This window comes from Geothrix campi, assembly GCF_024609265.1.
In the GTDB taxonomy this organism is placed as follows: domain Bacteria; phylum Acidobacteriota; class Holophagae; order Holophagales; family Holophagaceae; genus Geothrix; species Geothrix campi.
The window spans coordinates 300577-317067 of the sequence record NZ_JANHMP010000001.1 but is presented as its reverse complement, the minus strand read 5'-3'; the positions used below and the strand labels follow the sequence as shown (position 1 = coordinate 317067).

At 66.6% G+C, this 16491-nt stretch carries 16 protein-coding genes; 9 read left to right on the top strand and 7 right to left on the bottom strand.

Annotated elements, in window-relative coordinates; all coding sequences use genetic code 11:
• The first annotated feature begins 16 nt into the window (after positions 1-16).
• Genes NOV65_RS01595 through mqnE form a run of 6 tightly spaced genes read left to right on the top strand, consistent with a single transcriptional unit; the run spans position 17 to position 6410 of the window.
• On the top strand, positions 17-1825 hold the full coding sequence (locus tag NOV65_RS01595) for a peptidylprolyl isomerase (protein WP_257303641.1): 1809 nt from the start codon (positions 17-19) through the stop codon (positions 1823-1825).
• Positions 1822-3126, top strand: coding sequence for a capsule assembly Wzi family protein (locus NOV65_RS01590; RefSeq protein WP_257303639.1), 1305 nt, complete (start codon positions 1822-1824; stop codon positions 3124-3126). Before NOV65_RS01595 ends, NOV65_RS01590 begins: the two co-directional genes overlap by 4 nt.
• 46 nt (positions 3127-3172) lie before the next feature.
• The gene (locus tag NOV65_RS01585) at positions 3173-3835 is read left to right on the top strand and encodes a 3-oxoacid CoA-transferase subunit B (protein ID WP_257303638.1); all 663 of its coding nucleotides are present in this window, start codon (positions 3173-3175) and stop codon (positions 3833-3835) included.
• 7 nt (positions 3836-3842) lie between these two features.
• A complete protein-coding gene (locus NOV65_RS01580; RefSeq protein WP_257303636.1) occupies positions 3843-4199 on the top strand; it encodes an Ig-like domain-containing protein in 357 nt (118 codons plus the stop codon).
• Positions 4199-5227, top strand: a complete 1029-nt coding sequence (locus tag NOV65_RS01575; RefSeq protein WP_257303635.1) for a quinone-dependent dihydroorotate dehydrogenase — start codon at positions 4199-4201, stop codon at positions 5225-5227. Before NOV65_RS01580 ends, NOV65_RS01575 begins: the two co-directional genes overlap by 1 nt.
• 55 nt (positions 5228-5282) lie before the next feature.
• Positions 5283-6410, top strand: coding sequence for an aminofutalosine synthase MqnE (gene mqnE, locus NOV65_RS01570; RefSeq protein ID WP_257303633.1), 1128 nt, complete (start codon positions 5283-5285; stop codon positions 6408-6410).
• Here the strand turns inward: mqnE and NOV65_RS01565 are convergent.
• Positions 6407-7609: a phospholipase D-like domain-containing protein gene (locus tag NOV65_RS01565; RefSeq protein ID WP_257303632.1), complete on the bottom strand. Its 1203-nt coding sequence runs from the start codon at positions 7607-7609 to the stop codon at positions 6407-6409. The two genes, mqnE and NOV65_RS01565, sit on opposite strands and share 4 nt — an antisense overlap.
• A gap of 65 nt (positions 7610-7674) precedes the next feature.
• Between NOV65_RS01565 and NOV65_RS01560 the strand changes: the two genes are divergently transcribed.
• A complete protein-coding gene (locus tag NOV65_RS01560; protein WP_257303630.1) occupies positions 7675-8232 on the top strand; it encodes a 5-formyltetrahydrofolate cyclo-ligase in 558 nt (185 codons plus the stop codon).
• Positions 8233-8238: 6 nt separating this feature from the next.
• Here NOV65_RS01560 and NOV65_RS01555 read toward each other — a convergent pair whose 3' ends face one another.
• Complete coding sequence (locus tag NOV65_RS01555; protein ID WP_257303628.1) at positions 8239-9375, bottom strand: FHA domain-containing protein; 1137 nt, start codon at positions 9373-9375, stop codon at positions 8239-8241.
• Positions 9376-9423: 48 nt separating this feature from the next.
• A complete protein-coding gene (locus NOV65_RS01550; RefSeq protein ID WP_257303626.1) occupies positions 9424-9723 on the bottom strand; it encodes a YhbY family RNA-binding protein in 300 nt (99 codons plus the stop codon).
• Positions 9724-9767: 44 nt separating this feature from the next.
• Between NOV65_RS01550 and NOV65_RS01545 the strand changes: the two genes are divergently transcribed.
• Complete coding sequence (locus NOV65_RS01545; RefSeq protein WP_257303624.1) at positions 9768-11150, top strand: IgA Peptidase M64; 1383 nt, start codon at positions 9768-9770, stop codon at positions 11148-11150.
• A gap of 9 nt (positions 11151-11159) precedes the next feature.
• Here the strand turns inward: NOV65_RS01545 and NOV65_RS01540 are convergent, their stop codons facing one another.
• The 4 genes from NOV65_RS01540 to acpP all read right to left on the bottom strand — a co-directional run bounded on the left by NOV65_RS01540 (position 11160) and on the right by acpP (position 15344).
• Complete coding sequence (locus NOV65_RS01540) at positions 11160-11528, bottom strand: hypothetical protein (protein WP_257303622.1); 369 nt, start codon at positions 11526-11528, stop codon at positions 11160-11162.
• 7 nt (positions 11529-11535) lie between these two features.
• A complete protein-coding gene (uvrB, locus tag NOV65_RS01535) occupies positions 11536-13587 on the bottom strand; it encodes an excinuclease ABC subunit UvrB (RefSeq protein ID WP_257303619.1) in 2052 nt (683 codons plus the stop codon).
• A gap of 185 nt (positions 13588-13772) precedes the next feature.
• The gene (fabF, locus tag NOV65_RS01530; protein ID WP_257303618.1) at positions 13773-15026 is read right to left on the bottom strand and encodes a beta-ketoacyl-ACP synthase II; all 1254 of its coding nucleotides are present in this window, start codon (positions 15024-15026) and stop codon (positions 13773-13775) included.
• Between the two features lie 78 nt (positions 15027-15104).
• Positions 15105-15344: an acyl carrier protein gene (gene acpP, locus NOV65_RS01525; protein WP_243288255.1), complete on the bottom strand. Its 240-nt coding sequence runs from the start codon at positions 15342-15344 to the stop codon at positions 15105-15107.
• 134 nt (positions 15345-15478) lie between these two features.
• Here acpP and NOV65_RS01520 point away from each other — a divergent pair, with 134 nt between their 5' ends.
• A complete protein-coding gene (locus NOV65_RS01520) occupies positions 15479-16408 on the top strand; it encodes a site-specific tyrosine recombinase XerD (protein ID WP_257303614.1) in 930 nt (309 codons plus the stop codon).
• Positions 16409-16491 lie beyond the last annotated feature (83 nt).

The following is a 16491-nucleotide window of genomic DNA, read 5'->3' as shown; positions in this document are numbered from 1 at the left end:
TCCCAAGCGAGCCAACATGAACCTCTTGCCCCCATCTTTCCAGAAATGGCTACTCTGTGCGCTGGCGGGAGCCTCCGCCTTCGCCCAAACCCCGCATTTCACCGTGCGTGAGGCCATCCAGGCGGAATGGATGCGTCAACCGTTGGCCATCACCGGGGCCCAGAAAGCCGCCCTGCCAGCCGCGGACCGGGCCCGCCTGGAACGGGCGCTCCAGCGCATTGGCGCCCCGGGCGCGCCCGCCCTGTTGCCGACGGCCCTGGAGAAGCCCACCGCAGAAGCCTGGGAGGCCCTGGCAACGACCGCCCGGACACCCCAGGCGCGATTCACGGCCCTCTTCTTCCTCAATCGCCTCAAGAGCGCCAAGGCCCTCACGGCTCTGGCAGGTCTCACCAGTGCCGAGGCCGCCAGCTGGCCGAAACATCTGCACCTGGAAGCCGCCATCGCCGCGGCTCGCCTGAACGGCGCCGAGGTTTCCCCAGCCCTTCAGACCTTCCTCGACGCCCTGCAGAAGGCCGGCAAGGTGGATCCTGTCCGCGCCCAGGCCGCCCGCCTGCGGCTCGTGATGGCCGGCAAGGAGAAGGTGCTGCTGCCGCCGGTACCCGCCACGCCAGGAAGCGTGCTGGCGTTGATGGATGCGTGGAACCGGGGGCCCTGGCCCCGCCGCCGCGAACTGGCGCTGAAGGCCTTCACCTCGCTTTCGCCAGATTCACCGGCCTGGGCGGAACTGGGTCTTCGCCGTCCCTCGTCGGCCACCTTGGACCAGGCTTGCGTCGGCATCCTTTCCAGGCTGGCGGAAGGGGTTCCCAAACCAGCCCCTGCGGAGGTCTTCGAGGTGGAGGGCTCTCCCTGGCCCTGTTCAGGCAAGCCCCTGGTCCAGTGGTACGGATTCCAGGCGCTGGCCAAGCTTGAGTCGCCCCTGCCGGGGCTCCGGTTGCGCATGGAACAGGACCGCCCACTCGGCGCCTCCAGCCCCCTGTTGCTGGGCACGCTGCTTCCCGCCATGCGGAACCAGAACCCAGGTCAAGCAGACCTGGTGCGCGCGCGCCTCCTGTCCGGGCCCGATCCCATCGCCCGCGCCGCCGCCATCGATGATCTTCCCGCCGCTCCGGCCGACCTTGAGGCGCTGACCAGGCGCGTCTGGGCCGACACCCAGTTCGAGGTCCAGCAGACCCTGATCCAGAGCTATGCCCGCTGGAAAATGGCTCCGGAGGATCAGAAGGCGCAGCTGCGTCCCTGGTTGCAGCACCCCAACTGGACCTGCCGCTGGGAGGCCTACCAGGCGCTGCTGAAGCTGGATCCGGCCACGCCTTGGCCCTCCGCGGCAAAACCTGTGAAGACTGACGAAGCCATCTTGAAGGAAGCCATCCGCCTGGCCGAGCGCGGCCAGCCCGTCCGCCTGCGCGTCTCACTGAGCGGAACGCGCAGCGTGACGCTCCGGCTCGACCCTCACGTGGCCCCCATGAACGTCGCCAATTTGGTCCTCCTGGCACGGGAGGGCTATTTCAATGGTCGCCTCGTCCCCCGCGTGGTCCCGGACTTCGTGGTGCAGATGGGTTCGCCCTTCGACACCATGGATGGCGGGCCGGGCTACACCGTGCGCTGCGAGAACAGCCTCGACTGGTATGGCCCGGGCAGCGTGGGCATGGCCCTCTCAGGCAAGGATACGGGCGGCAGCCAGTTCTTCATCACCACCAATGCCGCGCCCCACCTCACCGGGCGCTACACCCGTCTGGGTGAAGTGGAGGACCTGGATCACGCCATGGCGATTCTCGATGACCTGGAACTGGGGGCGGAAATCGTCTCCATCACGGTGCTGGAGCCATGACGGGAATGACCTTCCGGGCCGCCGCCCTCGGCCTCACGGCAGGGCTGGGGGCCTGGGCCCAGGCCCCCCTGCTCCAGGATAGCGCGAGCGCCCTGCGGCAGGCGCAACGGGCGTGGACCCTGGGGGAGCCACCGTTGCCGACCTTGTCCTTTCCCTCCTTCGAGGTGGGCCTCGGCGGAGCCGGGTCGGAGGGCCTCTACGCACCCCTGGTCGCGGGGGAGGGCCTGGGCCATGACACGCAGGGGTGGGGCCTTGGCCTGCAGGGGCGCTACGTCCAGGGAGGTTGGTCCGTGGCGGCCACAGTCCTCGGCCTGCGTGGTCATGGCCGCACTTCGGGCACCCTCCAGCGCGCGGCGATCGCGTATCAGTGGGATTCCGGCTGGCGTCTGGCCCTTGAGCAAACCCCCTTCGCGTGGGGATCCGGCCTGAATGGCGGCGATCTGCTCGGAGATTCGGCCCGGCCCTTTGCGCGCCTCTCCCTGACCACAGGAGAAACCACCTTCCTCCAGAGCCGCTGGCGGGCGGAGGCTTTCGTCGGACGCTTGGAGGCGGATCGGTCCGTCCCGGAATGGATTCCCGATCGGGACGCACGGATCGCCGCCCAGGCCGCGGGATTGGATTTGCAGAAACCCCAGCTCTTGGGAGGCCTGGTGCGGGTCTCCTGCGGATCCTTGATGGAGGCCAGCCTCGGCGCCGTGACCATGGCGGGCGGTCAGGAAGCCCAGGGCCAGAGGGCCCCCGCCACGGCTGAGCGCACTTCGACCCTGGCCGAATTGAAGCTTCGGATTCCCTCCCTGGCCCGCTTCGTCCGGGCCCAGGGTGCCTCGCTTCACCTCAGCCGGAGCGCCGCCCCTGAAAGCAGGTCCCTCACCTTGACCCCCGCCCGCGATCTCGGAGGCCTCCAGGTGGTCTGGGAGGGCTGGGATCTGGGCCTGGAATACGCCGGGGCCGCTTCATCACGCACCTCTGCACCCTTCACCCGGCCCGCCTACCTCGCGGGATTCTCGACGCACGGCGATCCGCTGGGGGCCGCCTTCGGGCCCGCTGTCATCACCCGAACGGTGGCATTGGGCCTGCCTCTCTTTCTCGAAGGCCAGGGACGACTCAGGGTCGTGCGTGCCACGGCGGCCCAGGAGGATCCACTGGGAACTGGCTCCTGGTTCCTCCAGGGCGAGGCCCAGTGGCGCACGCCCACCGGCCGGATCGGCGCCTCCGTGGCCTCCCGGCGGGGCGAATTCCCGGGATCGCTTTCGCGCTGGGGCTGGGCCTTCAGCGTCTTCCAGAGCTTCCGCGTCTTCTGAAGCCTGGACCGCCTGCGCTATCCTGGGTGCCCCTATCGAGGTGCGAATGGCGTTGTCCCGCGATCAACTGGTTCGCCGCGCGGCGCAGGAGCTGCGCGACGGGTACTACGTCAACCTCGGCATCGGCATCCCCACCCTCATCGCCAATGCGATTCCTGAGGGCATGGAGGTCATCCTCCAGAGCGAAAACGGCCTGCTGGGCATCGGCCCCTTCCCCACGCCGGAGGAGGTGGACGCGGATCTCATCAACGCCGGCAAGCAGACGGTGACGACGGCCCCGGGCGCCAGCTTCTTCAACAGTGCGGACAGCTTCGCCATGATCCGCGGCGGCAAGATCGACCTCAGCATCCTGGGCGCCATGCAGGTGGACATGGAGGGCAACCTCGCCAACTGGATGATCCCCGGCAAGATGGTCAAGGGCATGGGCGGCGCCATGGACCTGGTGGCGGCGGCGAAGCGTGTGGTAGTGGTCATGGACCACACCAGCAAGGACGGCGAGTTCAAGATCCTCCGCAAGTGCAACCTGCCCCTCACCGGCCAGCGCTGCGTGCATCGCATCATCACCGATCTGGCCGTCATCGACGTGGTGCCGGGGCGGGAAGGTCTGCGGCTGATCGAAGTGGCCCCCGGCGTCACCCGTGAGGAAGTCCAGGCCCGGACCGAACCTCCGCTCGTGATGGATCACGTAACCGAAATGACTGGTGTGTGAGGTTCCCATGCTGAAGCGTTCCCTGCCCTTCACCGCCCTTCTGCTGGTCCTCGCCTGTAGCGCCCCGGGGGATGCCGTGCCCGCCAAACCTGCCGAACCCTTCAAGCCCTTTCTGAATCTCCGCCCTGTGGCCCTCAGCCTAACCAAGGGCGCCACCCAGGCCTTCCAGGCGGAGATCAACTACCCTGAGGGCATGCGCTACATGCGCCAGCCTGTGACCTGGCGGGTGGTGGAACCCGAGGGGGGCACCATCGATGGCACCGGCCTCTACACAGCCCCCGCCGCGGCCGGCACCTACCACGTTCAGGTCAAGCGTGAGGATTTCCCGGAGACCTCGGCCACGGCCACCGTCACGGTGAAGTGATGGATCTGTACGCCGCCCTGCGGCCCCTGCTCTTCCGCCTCGACCCCGAAACCGCCCACAACCTGGCCTTCTGGCTGGGGGAGCGCGTCTGCTCCTGGCCGCACCTGCCGCAACCTCAGCACCCAGATGCCCTCCGCAGGACGATCCTCGGGTTGGACTTCCCCACGCCCCTCGGGCTCGCCGCGGGCCTGGACAAGGGAGCGACGCTGCTGCCCCTCTGGCAGAGCCTCGGCTTCGGCCATGTGGAGATCGGCACGGTCACGCCGCGCCCCCAACCCGGCAATCCGAAACCACGGCTGTTCCGCTTTCCGGAGGCGGGCCTGATCCTCAACCGCATGGGCTTCAACAGCGAAGGCGCCGAGGTGGTGGCGGCGCGGCTCCGGAATCGGCCGGCGGGCCTCATCGTGGGTGGCAACCTGGGCAAGAACAAAGAAACACCCGAGGCCCAGGCCCTGGATGACTACCGCGCCGCCTACCGCCTCATCGCACCGCAGGTGGACTACGTCGCCCTCAACGTGAGCAGCCCCAACACGCCGGGCCTGCGCAACCTCCAGGCCCCCGAGGCCCTGAAGCCCCTGCTGGTGGGCATGCTGGAGGTGCGGAAGGAGATGGGTCTGGAGCGGCAACCCCTGTTGCTCAAACTGGCCCCCGACCTGGCTCCGGAAGATCTCGACGCCATCGTGGAGGTGGCCGTGACTGCAGGCATCTCCGGCCTCATCGCCACCAACACCACCCTGGACCGCGGCGTGGTGGCCGAACCCCTGCGTACCCGGGTGGTAGCCAAGGGCGCAGGCGGCCTCAGCGGCGCGCCCCTGAAGGCCAAGGCCCGCGAAGTCCGGCGCCGCATCCTGGCTAGCCTGCGCGGCCGCCTGCCCCTGGTGGCCTGCGGCGGCCTGGGTTCGGCGGAGGATATCCAGGGTGCCCTCGACGATGGCGCCGCCCTCGCCCAGATCTACAGCGCGTTGATCTTCGAAGGTCCGGCGCTCATCACCCGGATCCACCAGGGATTGGTGGCGAAGGAGTTCTGAAACGGGACCTCGGAGTCCCGGCAGGGCGGCGCTACACTGGGGGTTCGAGGTATCGATGTTGTCACTGCAATCGAAAATCCGCGATCCGCGTCTGCTGCCCCTGGCGGATAAAGTGCTCCGGGGCGAACGCCTGAGCTTCGACGATGGCCTGCTGCTGTATGAAAGCCCCGACCTCACGGGCATCGGCGCCATGGCGCACCATGTGCGGCTGCAGAAGAACGGCCGTGCCGCCTACTACGTGATGAGCCGCCGGCTGTCCTACACCAATGTCTGCTTCACCCATTGCCAGTTCTGCGCCTTCCAGGCCAAGCCCGGCGATCCCCGGGCCTACGCCCTCTCGGCCGAGCAGATCATTGCGGAGCTGGAAAAGCCCGAGAACCTGGGCGTCCGCGAGCTGCACATGACCTCCGGCCACAATCCGAAGTTGAAGATCGACTACTTCGAGGACCTGTTCCAGAAGATCAAGGCGCGCTTCCCGTCGATCCACCTCAAGGTCTTCACCATGATCGAGATGGACTACTACGCCCGCATCTCGGGCCTGTCCACCGAGGCCTTCCTGGACCGCTGCATGGCGGCGGGCCTCGAGAGCTGCCCGGGCGGCGGCGCGGAGATCTTCGACGAGGCCCTGCGCGAGAAGATCTGCATCGGCAAGAAGGACGCCCAGGTCTGGCTGGATACCGCCGAGCTGTGCCACCGCAAGGGCCTGCCGACGAACTGCACCATGCTCTACGGCCACATCGAGGAGGCCCGCCATCGGGTGGACCACCTGTTGCGCCTGCGGGACCTGCAGGACCGCTCCCAGGCCGCGGGCTACCAGGGCTTCCTGGCCTTCATCCCTCTGGCCTACCAGAACGAGGACAACGAGCTGAGCGCCACCCACGTGATCCACGAGACCACGGGGACCCAGGATCTGCGCGAGATCGCCGTGGCCCGACTGCTGCTCGACAACATCCCGCACATCAAGGCCTACTGGGTGATGATCTCCCCGGGCCTGGCCCAGGCGGGCCTCAGCTACGGGGCGGACGACGTGGATGGCACCGTCATCGCCGAGGAGATCGCCCACGACGCCGGGGCCAAGACCCCGCAGGGGTTGAAGCGGGATGAGCTGATCCGCCTCATCGAAGAGGCCGGTTTCGAAGCCCTGGAGCGAGACAACCTCTACAACACCTACGCCACGGCCTAGTCGACCTTTCGCTTCTGGTAGGCCTTGGCGGGGTCCAGCACGAAGGCGTAGCGGCTGCTCCACAGGCGGTCATGGATGCGGGCGGCCTGGGCGGCCATGGGCGAGTCGCGGAAGATCAGTTCGATATTCCGCGAGTCCGTGAAGTAACTCTCCTCCCAGTTGCTTGTCCCCAGGGCCAGATGCGTCCGGTCCACTACGAGGTACTTGCTGTGGACTGTGCGGGCATACGGGATGTGGCCTTCCTTCGCTTCGGGGATGGCGACCACCTTCACCTCGATATTGGGGATCAGCGTGAGCGACTTCAGATGAGGGAGGGCCCTGCCTCCCAGCACCCAGTCGGACACCAGCAGGCGCACGCTCACTCCCCGCACCGCGGCGGCGCGGAGCGCATTGTCCAGCACCGGCCAGAAGCGGTCCTGGCCCGCCACGGGTGAGTAGGTCAGCAGCTGCACGCGGACGCTCTCCTTGGCCTGGCCGATCAGTTCCACCAGGGCGTTGATGGCGGGGCGGATGTCCTTGGGGGTCAGAAAGGGCGGGCTGGCCACCAGCTCGACGTCCGGCCGCAGGACCGGAGTTGGCCGCCCCGGCAGGCTAGGCAGCTTGCCGCTTCCGGCGAAGGCCCAGTCGATGGCGAACAGCTCGGCCAGCCGGACGACGATCCGTGGATCCGTGGTTCGCACCCCCAGCTCGTGGATGTGCTCCAGCGCCCGCCAGTCGAAATTCTGGCTGCCCAGGGCCGCCTCCCGGCCATCCACCACGAAGTACTTGGCGTGGAGGATGCCCTTTGAGACTGTCGAGAGATCGAAGCTCCGCACCTCGGCGCCAGGAACGCGGCGGAGGCGCGCCACGGAGGCGGGGTCCTGGTCCAGCATCTTGGCCGAGAGCAGGACGCGCACCTTCACACCGCGGGCCCCGGCCTTCTCCAGCTCGGCCAGCACCGGCTCCAGGGCGCTGCCGGGCCGGTTGGTGACATAGAATTCCGCGGCGTCCACGCTCACCTTCGCGCCATGGATCATGGCCACCCAGGCATCCTTGGCGAAGGTCAGCGAGGGGTCGGCGAGGTCAGTCTCCGCGGGAACGGACTGCACCAGCTGGGTGGTGGGTGTCTCCGGCTGGGCCCCGCTCTGCGCCCGCGCCGACCGGGGGGCGCTGAGAATCAGGCAGCCAGCGAGGATCAGCAGCAGGGTACGGGCGTTCATGGTGTCACTCCAGGTGCGAGGATACTCCGTTGACGCGGGCCCGGCGCCCCTGCTGAGGTGAAGTCATGGACACCAAGGCCGAGCTCCGCGCCCAACTGAAGGCCCGCCGGGAGGCCCTTCCCGTTGGCGATCGTACCGAGTGGTCGAAGGCCATCGGGGCGCACCTCGACCGCCTCTGCCGTGATCGCCACTTCACGCGCATCGGGGCCTTCTGGCCCTTTGGCGCGGAGATCGATCTCCGACCCGCCGTGGCAGCCCATCCAGACTGGCTCTGGTTCTTTCCGCGGGTGGCCTCCACCCAGCCGCCACGGCTGGCCTGGGGCACGGAGCCCCTGGAGAAGGGTCACTGGGGGCTCCTGGAGCCCGCCTTGGCCCAGCACTTCCTTCCGCCTGTGCAACTGCTGCTGGTGCCGGGCCTCGCCTTCGACGACGGGGGTTACCGCATTGGCTATGGCCGTGGTTTCTACGACGCCCTCCTCGCCAAGCTGCCGGAGGAGGTCCTCACCGTCGGCGTCGGCTTCGAGGCCCAGATGCACCTGCCCGTGCCCATCGCCCCTCACGACTGGCCCGTCCAGGCGCTTCTGAGCGAGCGGGGTATCCGCTGGCTGACCGCCGAGGACTGAAGCCCCCTACCCGAGCTTCAGAATGCTCGATCCATCTGCGTAGCCTTCCGTGGGGGTCTCCCGCATCTGCTGGAGCCCCTGAAGCAGGATCTTGATGCGGTCGGCCATCTCCCCGATTTTGGCCAATCGGGCCTCCTCCGGGTACTTCCGCTGGAGCATTTCCACCTGCATGGAAATGACCGCCAAGGGGTTGTTGATCTCGTGTTTGAGGGTTCCCGCCATCTGGCGGAAGGATTCCAGACGCTCCGTGGCCAGGGCCTGGCCTCTCTGCTGGTCGGCCTGGTGCAGGGCCCGGCCCAGTCTGGCCTGACGGAGGACCAGGGAGCCCCGGCGCACGAAAGCCTGGAGGGTCGCCAGGTCGAGGCGGCTGAAAGGCCGTCCCTCCGCTTCCCGCTCAAGGTAGATGGCACCAGCCAAATCACTCCCGTCGGCCAGGGGGGCGCACAGCAGGGGCCTGCGGTTCACCTCCGGGGTCGCCCCACCCTCGAACCTTGGATCCGTCTCGGGGTGGTTGGAGAGGATCGCCGTTTGTTCCTGGGTCACATAGTCGAGCACGGCCCGCGACGGCCCCGACCCCTCCCCGGCCAGCCCTATCTGGTGGATCGGGTGCCAGCTGTCAGGCTCCTGCCGTCTGACGAAGCAACCGCGGTCGCCGGCCATCAAGCGCAGGCATTCCTCCAGGATGGTCCTTTCCAAGGCCTCCGAATCCACCTCTTCCAGGAGCCTTTCGGTGGCACCGTACAGCTGTTGCAGCTCAAGGAGGAAGGTCCGCTCCGGATAGACCCGCAGCTCATCGAAGAGGTCCCCGACCCGTTCCACGAAAGTGGTTCCATCCAGCCCCGGGAAGCCTGCCGTGAACGACAGACGCCAGGTACCCAGCACCAACTCATCTCCATCCAGCAAGGGGTGCCCCAGTGGTGGGTTCACGGGAAGGCCGTTCAAGATTGTGCCCTGGGCCGATTCCAGATCCTTCACCAGCCATCCCCCTCCGACCCGGCTGATGGCGGCATGCACGGGCGACACGGCCTCCTTGGCAGGCCCTGCCACGGCGCAGGCCGACGGGTCGGAACCCAGAACGCACGGGTCCTCCACCACGGCATGCCGGCGGGGCTGGCTCCCCTCCATCCATGACAGATAGGGCATCGGGACTCCTTTCCCCGGTTCCTCGGGACGTAACGTCCCGCGCTTTAATCAGGCAGGCAAAGGATACCGTGTGTCACGGTTGCGGCTGGGCCGGAAGAACAGCATGGTGTGACCGATGGTCCAGACATGTTCCAGGCCTGGCACGGCGGCGCAGAGGGCGGCGGCAGCGGTGGCCTCATCCTCGAAGCTGTTCTGGTTGACCTTGATCTTCACCAGCTCGAGGCTGTCCATCATCACATCCAGCTCGGCAGCCTGGGCGGGCGTCACGCCGCCCTTCCCCACGTGCATGACGGGCTTGAGTTTGTGGGCCTGGGCCTTGAGGAACTGGCGCTGTTTCGAGGTGAGCATCGTAACTCCGTGGGACCAGTCTATCTTGGATGGCGAGGTGTCCCATGCTCCGCTCCCTGCTGCTCTCCCTCGCCACCTTGGCCTGCCTGGCCGCTCCGCCCCGCACGATGCGGGTGGACTACGGGCATACCGGAGATGCCGCCTCCGAGCGGTTCGGTGTGGACCGCGTGGTGCTGGAGCCCCTGCCCTGGCCCGGGGATCCCGCCAAGGCCGTGGATACCAGCAACCTTGGGAAGTACTGCTTCGAAGTGGCGGACAAGGCCACCGGGAAGCTCCTCTATTCGCGGGGCTTCGCCAGCATCTACGGCGAGTGGGAAACCACGGACGAGGCCAAGGCCCTGAGCCGCAGCTTTTCCGAATCCCTGCGCTTCCCCCAGCCGGATGCGCCCGTGCGCATTCAGGTAAAGAAGCGCGATGAGCGGAACGCCTTCAAGACCCTCTGGACCTTCGACCTCGATCCCAAGGATCCCCTCATCGAGCGCGCCCCGGCGCCGGACGCCGGCGGGCTCATCGCCCTCCAGAAGACCGGCGACCCGGCCGGGAAGGTGGACTTCCTCATCCTGGGCGATGGGTACACCGCCGCGGAGCGCGGCAAGTTCGAACAACAGGCCCGCAAGGTGATGGAACTGCTCTTCCAGCAGACCCCGTTCAAGGAGCACCGGCAGGACTTCAACGTGTGGGCGCTCTGCCCGCCCGCGGTGGAGAGCGGCATCTCGCGGCCTTCCACGGGTGTCCACAAGCGCACGCCCCTGGGCGCCACCTATGATGCCTTCGGCAGCGAGCGGTATGTCCTGACCTTTGACAACCGCGCCTGGCGGGATATCGCGGCCCAGGCCCCCTATGAGTTCGTGGAGATCCTGGTGAACGCCGAGACCTACGGTGGCGGCGGCATCCACAACCTCTACAGCACGGCCTCCGCGGGGAACAGCACCATCGGCTACCTCTTCGTCCACGAGTTCGGCCACCACTTCGCGGGGCTGGCGGACGAGTACTACACTTCCGACGTGGCCGTCACCAACAGCCATTCGCGTCCCGAGCCCTGGGAACCCAATGCCACGGCGGACCCGAAGCATCCGAAATGGGCGAATCTGCTTACCCCCAGCGTGCCCCTGCCCACCCCCTGGAAGAAGGACGAGTTCGAGGCCCACAGCCACGCCTACCAGAGGGAGCGCCGCGCCATCCGCGCCGCCAACAAGCCTGAAGTCGAGATGGACGCCCTCTTCGCCCGGGAGAAGGTCTACGAGACCAAACTGCTCGGCACCGACGCCCATAGCGGCAAGGTGGGCGCCTTCGAGGGCGCCAACTACGAGGCGAGAGGCTACTTCCGTAGCCAGGAGGACTGCCTCATGTTCACGCGCGATGACGTGGGCTTCTGCGCCGCCTGCCGGGCCGCCATCGAGAAGGTGATCGGCCAGTATGCGAAGTAGCATCCCCGCCTAATTCGGCGCCAGCACCCGCCTGAACAGCCGCCCCAGCAGCCCCGCCACAAAGGCGATCCCGAACCCCATGACGCCCATGAGAATCACCTCGAAGGGCCACAAGTTATGGGAAGTGGGATCCTTTGCGACGTCCACAACCACCCGGGCCATCACGGCGCAGGGAACGGCAGCACCCACTGCCAGCGTGGCACGCCGCAGTCCGAGGGATGTCCCACCTGCCGCCCAGGTCGCGAGGCACACGAAGACCAGGAAGCCGAGGATCGACAAGGGGTGCGAGAAGGAGAAGCGGTTGTAGGGGGCCATCCACCAGGGCAGGCCGACAGCCAGAAAGGCGGCAGAGAACCAGGGCAGCAAAGGCTTCAGCATGGCCAGGTCATTCCAGCACAGGCCCCGAGGCCAGCACGAGTGGTGAATCCCCAGTGGACAACAACCGTTCCCGTCGGGCGTGGAGGATCCGGTCGCGCAGGGCCGCCGCATCTTCGAATTTCATCTGGGAGGCGAGGTCCTTCATGCGCTTCTCGAGCTTGGCGACCTCGCGCTCGAAGGCCTTGTCCTCCAGGTAGAGCAGCGGCTCTTCGGCGGCCCGCTCCTCCTTGGTGACGTTGATGAACTCCCGGGCCAGGGCCTCGCCCATGACATCGTCCAGGTTGCGCTTCACGGTCTCGGGAGTGATGCCGAACTCGGCGTTGTGGGCCAGCTGCTTGTTGCGTCGGCGCTCGGTCTCGCCGATGGCCTGCTTCATCGACCCCGTCATCACGTCGGCGTAGAGGATGGCCCGGCCGTTCACGTGGCGGGCGGCGCGGCCGATGGTCTGGATGAGGCTGCGGTTGTTGCGGAGGAACCCTTCCTTGTCCGCGTCCAGGATGGCCACCAGGCTCACTTCCGGCAGGTCCAGCCCCTCCCGCAGCAGGTTGATGCCGACCAGGACGTCGAACACGCCCCGGCGCAGGTTCTTGAGCAGCTCCACCCGCTCCAGGGTGTCGATCTCGCTGTGCAGGTACTCGGCCTTGATGCCCAGCTCCTGATAGTAGGCCGTGAGCTGTTCCGCCAGCTTCTTGGTGAGCACCGTCACCAGCACCCGCTCGTCCCGGGCGACGGTCTTCCGGATCTCCTCCAGCAGATCGTCCACCTGCGTGCCCACCGGGCGCACCTCGACGATGGGATCCACCAGCCCCGTGGGGCGCACCACCTGCTCCACGAAGGCCCCGCCGCTCTGCTGCAGCTCGTAGTCGCCGGGAGTGGCGGAGACGTAGACGACTTGTTTGACTCGGCTCTCAAATTCTTCGAATTTGAGAGGACGGTTATCAAGGGCGGAAGGCAGCCGAAACCCGTAATCCACCAGCGTTGTTTTCCTCGAACGGTCACCGTTGTACATTCCGTGGAGCTGACCCGTGGCCACGTGGCTTTCGTCCATGAAGACGATGAAGTCCTCGGGGAAGTAGTCCAGCAGCGTGTGGGGCGGCTGACCCGGTTCACGGCCATCGAGAAACCGGCTGTAATTCTCGATACCGCTGCAGTAGCCCATCTCCTTCATCATCTCCACGTCGTAGATGACACGCTGGTGGAGGCGCTGCAGTTCCACGATCTTGCCCGCGGCCCGGAACTCGTCCTCCCGCGCCTCAAGCTCATCCTTGATGGCGCGGATGGCCGCCTTGAGCTTGTCCTCGGGCGTCACGTAGTGGGTCTTGGGCCAGATGGTGAGCTCGTCCAGCTTCTCGATCACCACGCCCCGCAGGGGATCGACCTTCGAGAGGCGCTCCACCTCGTCGCCCCACAGCTCGATGCGGTAGGCCACGTCCTCGTAGGCCGGGTAGACCTCCACCACGTCACCCCGCACCCGGAAGATGCCGGGCTCGAAGCTGAGGTGGTTGCGCTGGTACTGGATGGCCACCAGGTCCCGCAACAGCATGGCCCGGTCGATGGATTGTCCCGTCTTGAGCGTCACCGAAAGGTTCAGGTACGAGCTGGGGTCGCCCAGGCCGTAGATGCAGCTGACCGAAGCCACCACGATGGTGTCGCGGCGCTCCAGCAGACAGCGGGTGGCGCTGAGGCGCAGCTTCTCCAGCTCCTCGTTGACCTTCGCGTCCTTGTCGATGAACAGGTCCCGCTCGGGCACGTAGGCTTCAGGCTGGTAGTAGTCGTAGTAGCTGACGAAGTACTCGACGGCGTTCTCGGGGAAGAACTGCTTGAACTCGCTGAAGAGCTGCGCTGCCAGTGTCTTGTTGGGCGCGAAGATGAGCGCCGGGCGGCCGGCCCGGGCGATGGTCGAGGCCATGGTGTAGGTCTTGCCGGAGCCTGTCACACCCAGAAGCGTCTGGGCATGCTCCCCGCGTTCCAGCCCCGCCACCAGCTGCGCGATGGCCTCCGGCTGGTCTCCGGCGGGTGAGTAGGGCGACACGAGCTTGAAGGGGATTGCCTTGGCCATGGGAGAAAAGAAAACCACAAAGACGCGAAGAAAAAAAGAAAGAACAACCACTCACGCGGAGAGTCGCGGAGAAAGCGGAGAAAAGGCAGACCTTCTTCCTCCGCGATCTCGACTCACATCTTCTTTTTTCTGGGAGTGTTACTGTCCGCTCTGGTCTCGGTCTTCGCCGTGGATTGGCTTGCCGTTCAGACTTTGCGCAGCACCAGACAGCCATTGGTGCCGCCGAAGCCGAAGCCGTTGTTCATCACGTATTCGGAATCCAGGGTGCCGGCCACGTTGGCGGTCACGTCCAGGTCGCACTCGGGATCCTGGTTGTCCACGTTGATGGTGGGGGGGATCTTCCCGGTCTTCACGGCCATGACGGCCACGATGGTCTCCAGGCCGCCGGCGGCGCCCAGGAGATGTCCGTGCATGGACTTGGTGCTGCTCACCTTGATCTTCTTCGCATGGTCGCCGAAGACCTTCTGGATGGCCATGCACTCCAGCTTGTCACCCACGGGGGTGCTGGTGCCGTGCATGTTCACGTAACCCACCTCCTCGGGCGCGATGTCCGCGTCCTTGATGGCGGCGCGCATGACGCGCTGGCCGCCCTCGCCCTCGGGGGCGGGGGTGGTGATGTGGTTGGCGTCGCCGCTCATGCCGTAGCCGGCGACCTCGGCGTAGATCTTGGCGCCGCGGGCCTTGGCCAGCTCATACTCTTCAAGGATGACGATGCCGGCGCCCTCGGCCATAACGAAGCCGTCGCGATCCACATCGAAGGGCCGGGAAGCGCGCTCGGGCTCGTCATTGCGGGTGCTGAGGGCCCGCATGGCGGCGAAGCCGCCCACACCCAGCTGGTTGACGACCGAATCGCTGCCGCCGGCCATCATGCGATCCGCATAGCCGAAGGCGATGAGACGGGCCGCGTCGCCGATGGCGTGGGCTCCCGTAGCGCAGGCGGTGGCCACGGCGCTGTTGGGGCCCTGCAGGCCATACTTGATGCTGGCCTGGCCGCTGGCCATGTTCACGATGAGGCTGGGGATGAAGAAGGGGCTCGTGCGACGGGGCCCGCGATAGCCGTTGGCCTCGTCCCAGATGGTGCTGAGGCCGCCGATGCCGCTGCCGATGTAGACCCCGAACACCTCCCGCTCGGCCTTGGTGAGCTGCACCTGGTCGAGACCGGCATCCACCCACGCCTCATGGGCCGCGCCCAGGGCGTACTGGATGAAGATGTCCATCTTCTTCTGTTCCTTCTTGTCGATGAACGGATCGGGGTTGAAGCCCTTCACCTGGCCCGCGATCTTGCAGGCGAAATCCGTGACGTCGAAGCGGTCGATGGGGCCGATGCCGCTTTTCCCCGCCAGCAGGTTGTTCCAGGTCTCGGGCACGGTGAGGCCGCAGGGATTGATGGTCCCCATGCCGGTGATGACGACGCGGCGGCGCTGAACGGTCCTGGTCATGGATTCACCTCGTAGAACGGAAAACAAACGTGCCGCAGGGCCGTGAGGGGCGCTGCGGCACGTTACGATCGCGATGGATCAAGCCTTCGCGTGCTTCTCAATGTAGGCGATGGCATCGCCCACCGTGCGGATCTTCTCCTGCTCGCTCTCGGGGATCTCGAGGCTGAAGGCCTCTTCGATGGCCATGATGATCTCGACGGTGTCGAGGCTGTCGGCGCCGAGGTCGTCCACGAAGTGGCTGGATTCGGAGATGGAATCTTCGGGTTTGGCCAGCTGCTCAGCAATGATTGCAATGACCTTCTTACGCACATCAGCCATCGTGGGCTCCTCCAAACGAACCTGGAAACCCTAACATACCCCCGTCCCGATGTCCAAACCCCGGGTAAAGGAGCCCCCCACTTCCTTATGACATGAAGGATTGCGCTCATGCTCCGGCCGTGGAGGATGGACCCATGCCCCGCCCCAGAACCCACGAGGAACCCGAGCATGGCTGGCCCCTCGGCTGGGGCGCCAGCCTCCGGGAGTTCCGAACTTTCCTGGCAGTGGAGCGGGGGCTCTCGCCCCACACCGCCTCCGGCTACCTTTCCGACCTGAACCACCTGGCTGTCTGGGCCTGCGCCCGGGATCTACCCGCCACTGACCTCTCCCGCGACCACCTCACCGCTTTCCTCGTGGCTCAGCAATCGGAGGGAAAGGCCCCCCGCAGCTTGGCCCGGCTCAGCTCCAGCCTGCGTGGCTTTCTGTCTTTCTTGCGCATGGAAGGCGGCGATGGTGCCGGCCCGGAGGCCGTGGTGAAGCCGCCCCGCCCGCCCCGGATTCTGCCCCGCACGCTGGGTGAAAGCCAGGTGGAGGCCCTGTTGGAGGCTCCGGATACGGCCACGCCGCTTGGCGTACGGGATCGCGCCTGGCTGGAGCTGCTCTACGCCTCAGGGCTGCGCGTGTCCGAGCTGGCGGGGCTTCCAGCCCTGTCTGTGTTCCTGGATGAAGGCTTCCTCAAGGTCATGGGCAAGGGACGTAAAGAACGGCTCATTCCCTTCGGCACCGGCGCCGAGCGATGGATCCGCGCCTGGCTGGCCCTGCGACCCGGGTTCAAGCCAAGGGGCGGTGAACTCTTCGTGGGCCAGCGCGGCGAGGGTCTCACGCGGCAGCATCTCTGGCGCCTGCTGAAGGGCTACGCGCGCACGGCGGGCCTCCGCCCCGAGGCGGTGAGCCCCCATGTGCTGCGACACGCGTTCGCCACCCATCTGCTGGATCACGGCGCCGACCTGCGGTCCGTCCAGGCCATGCTGGGCCACGCCGACATCAGCACGACCCAGATCTACACCCATGTCCATCAGACCAGGCTGAGGGCACTCTACGATCAGCTCCACCCCCGATCGTGATTCGCTCTGGATGGGTCGCGAGATCTACACCCACGTCCACCAGGCCAGGCTACGCACCCTCTACGACCAGATACATCCGCGCA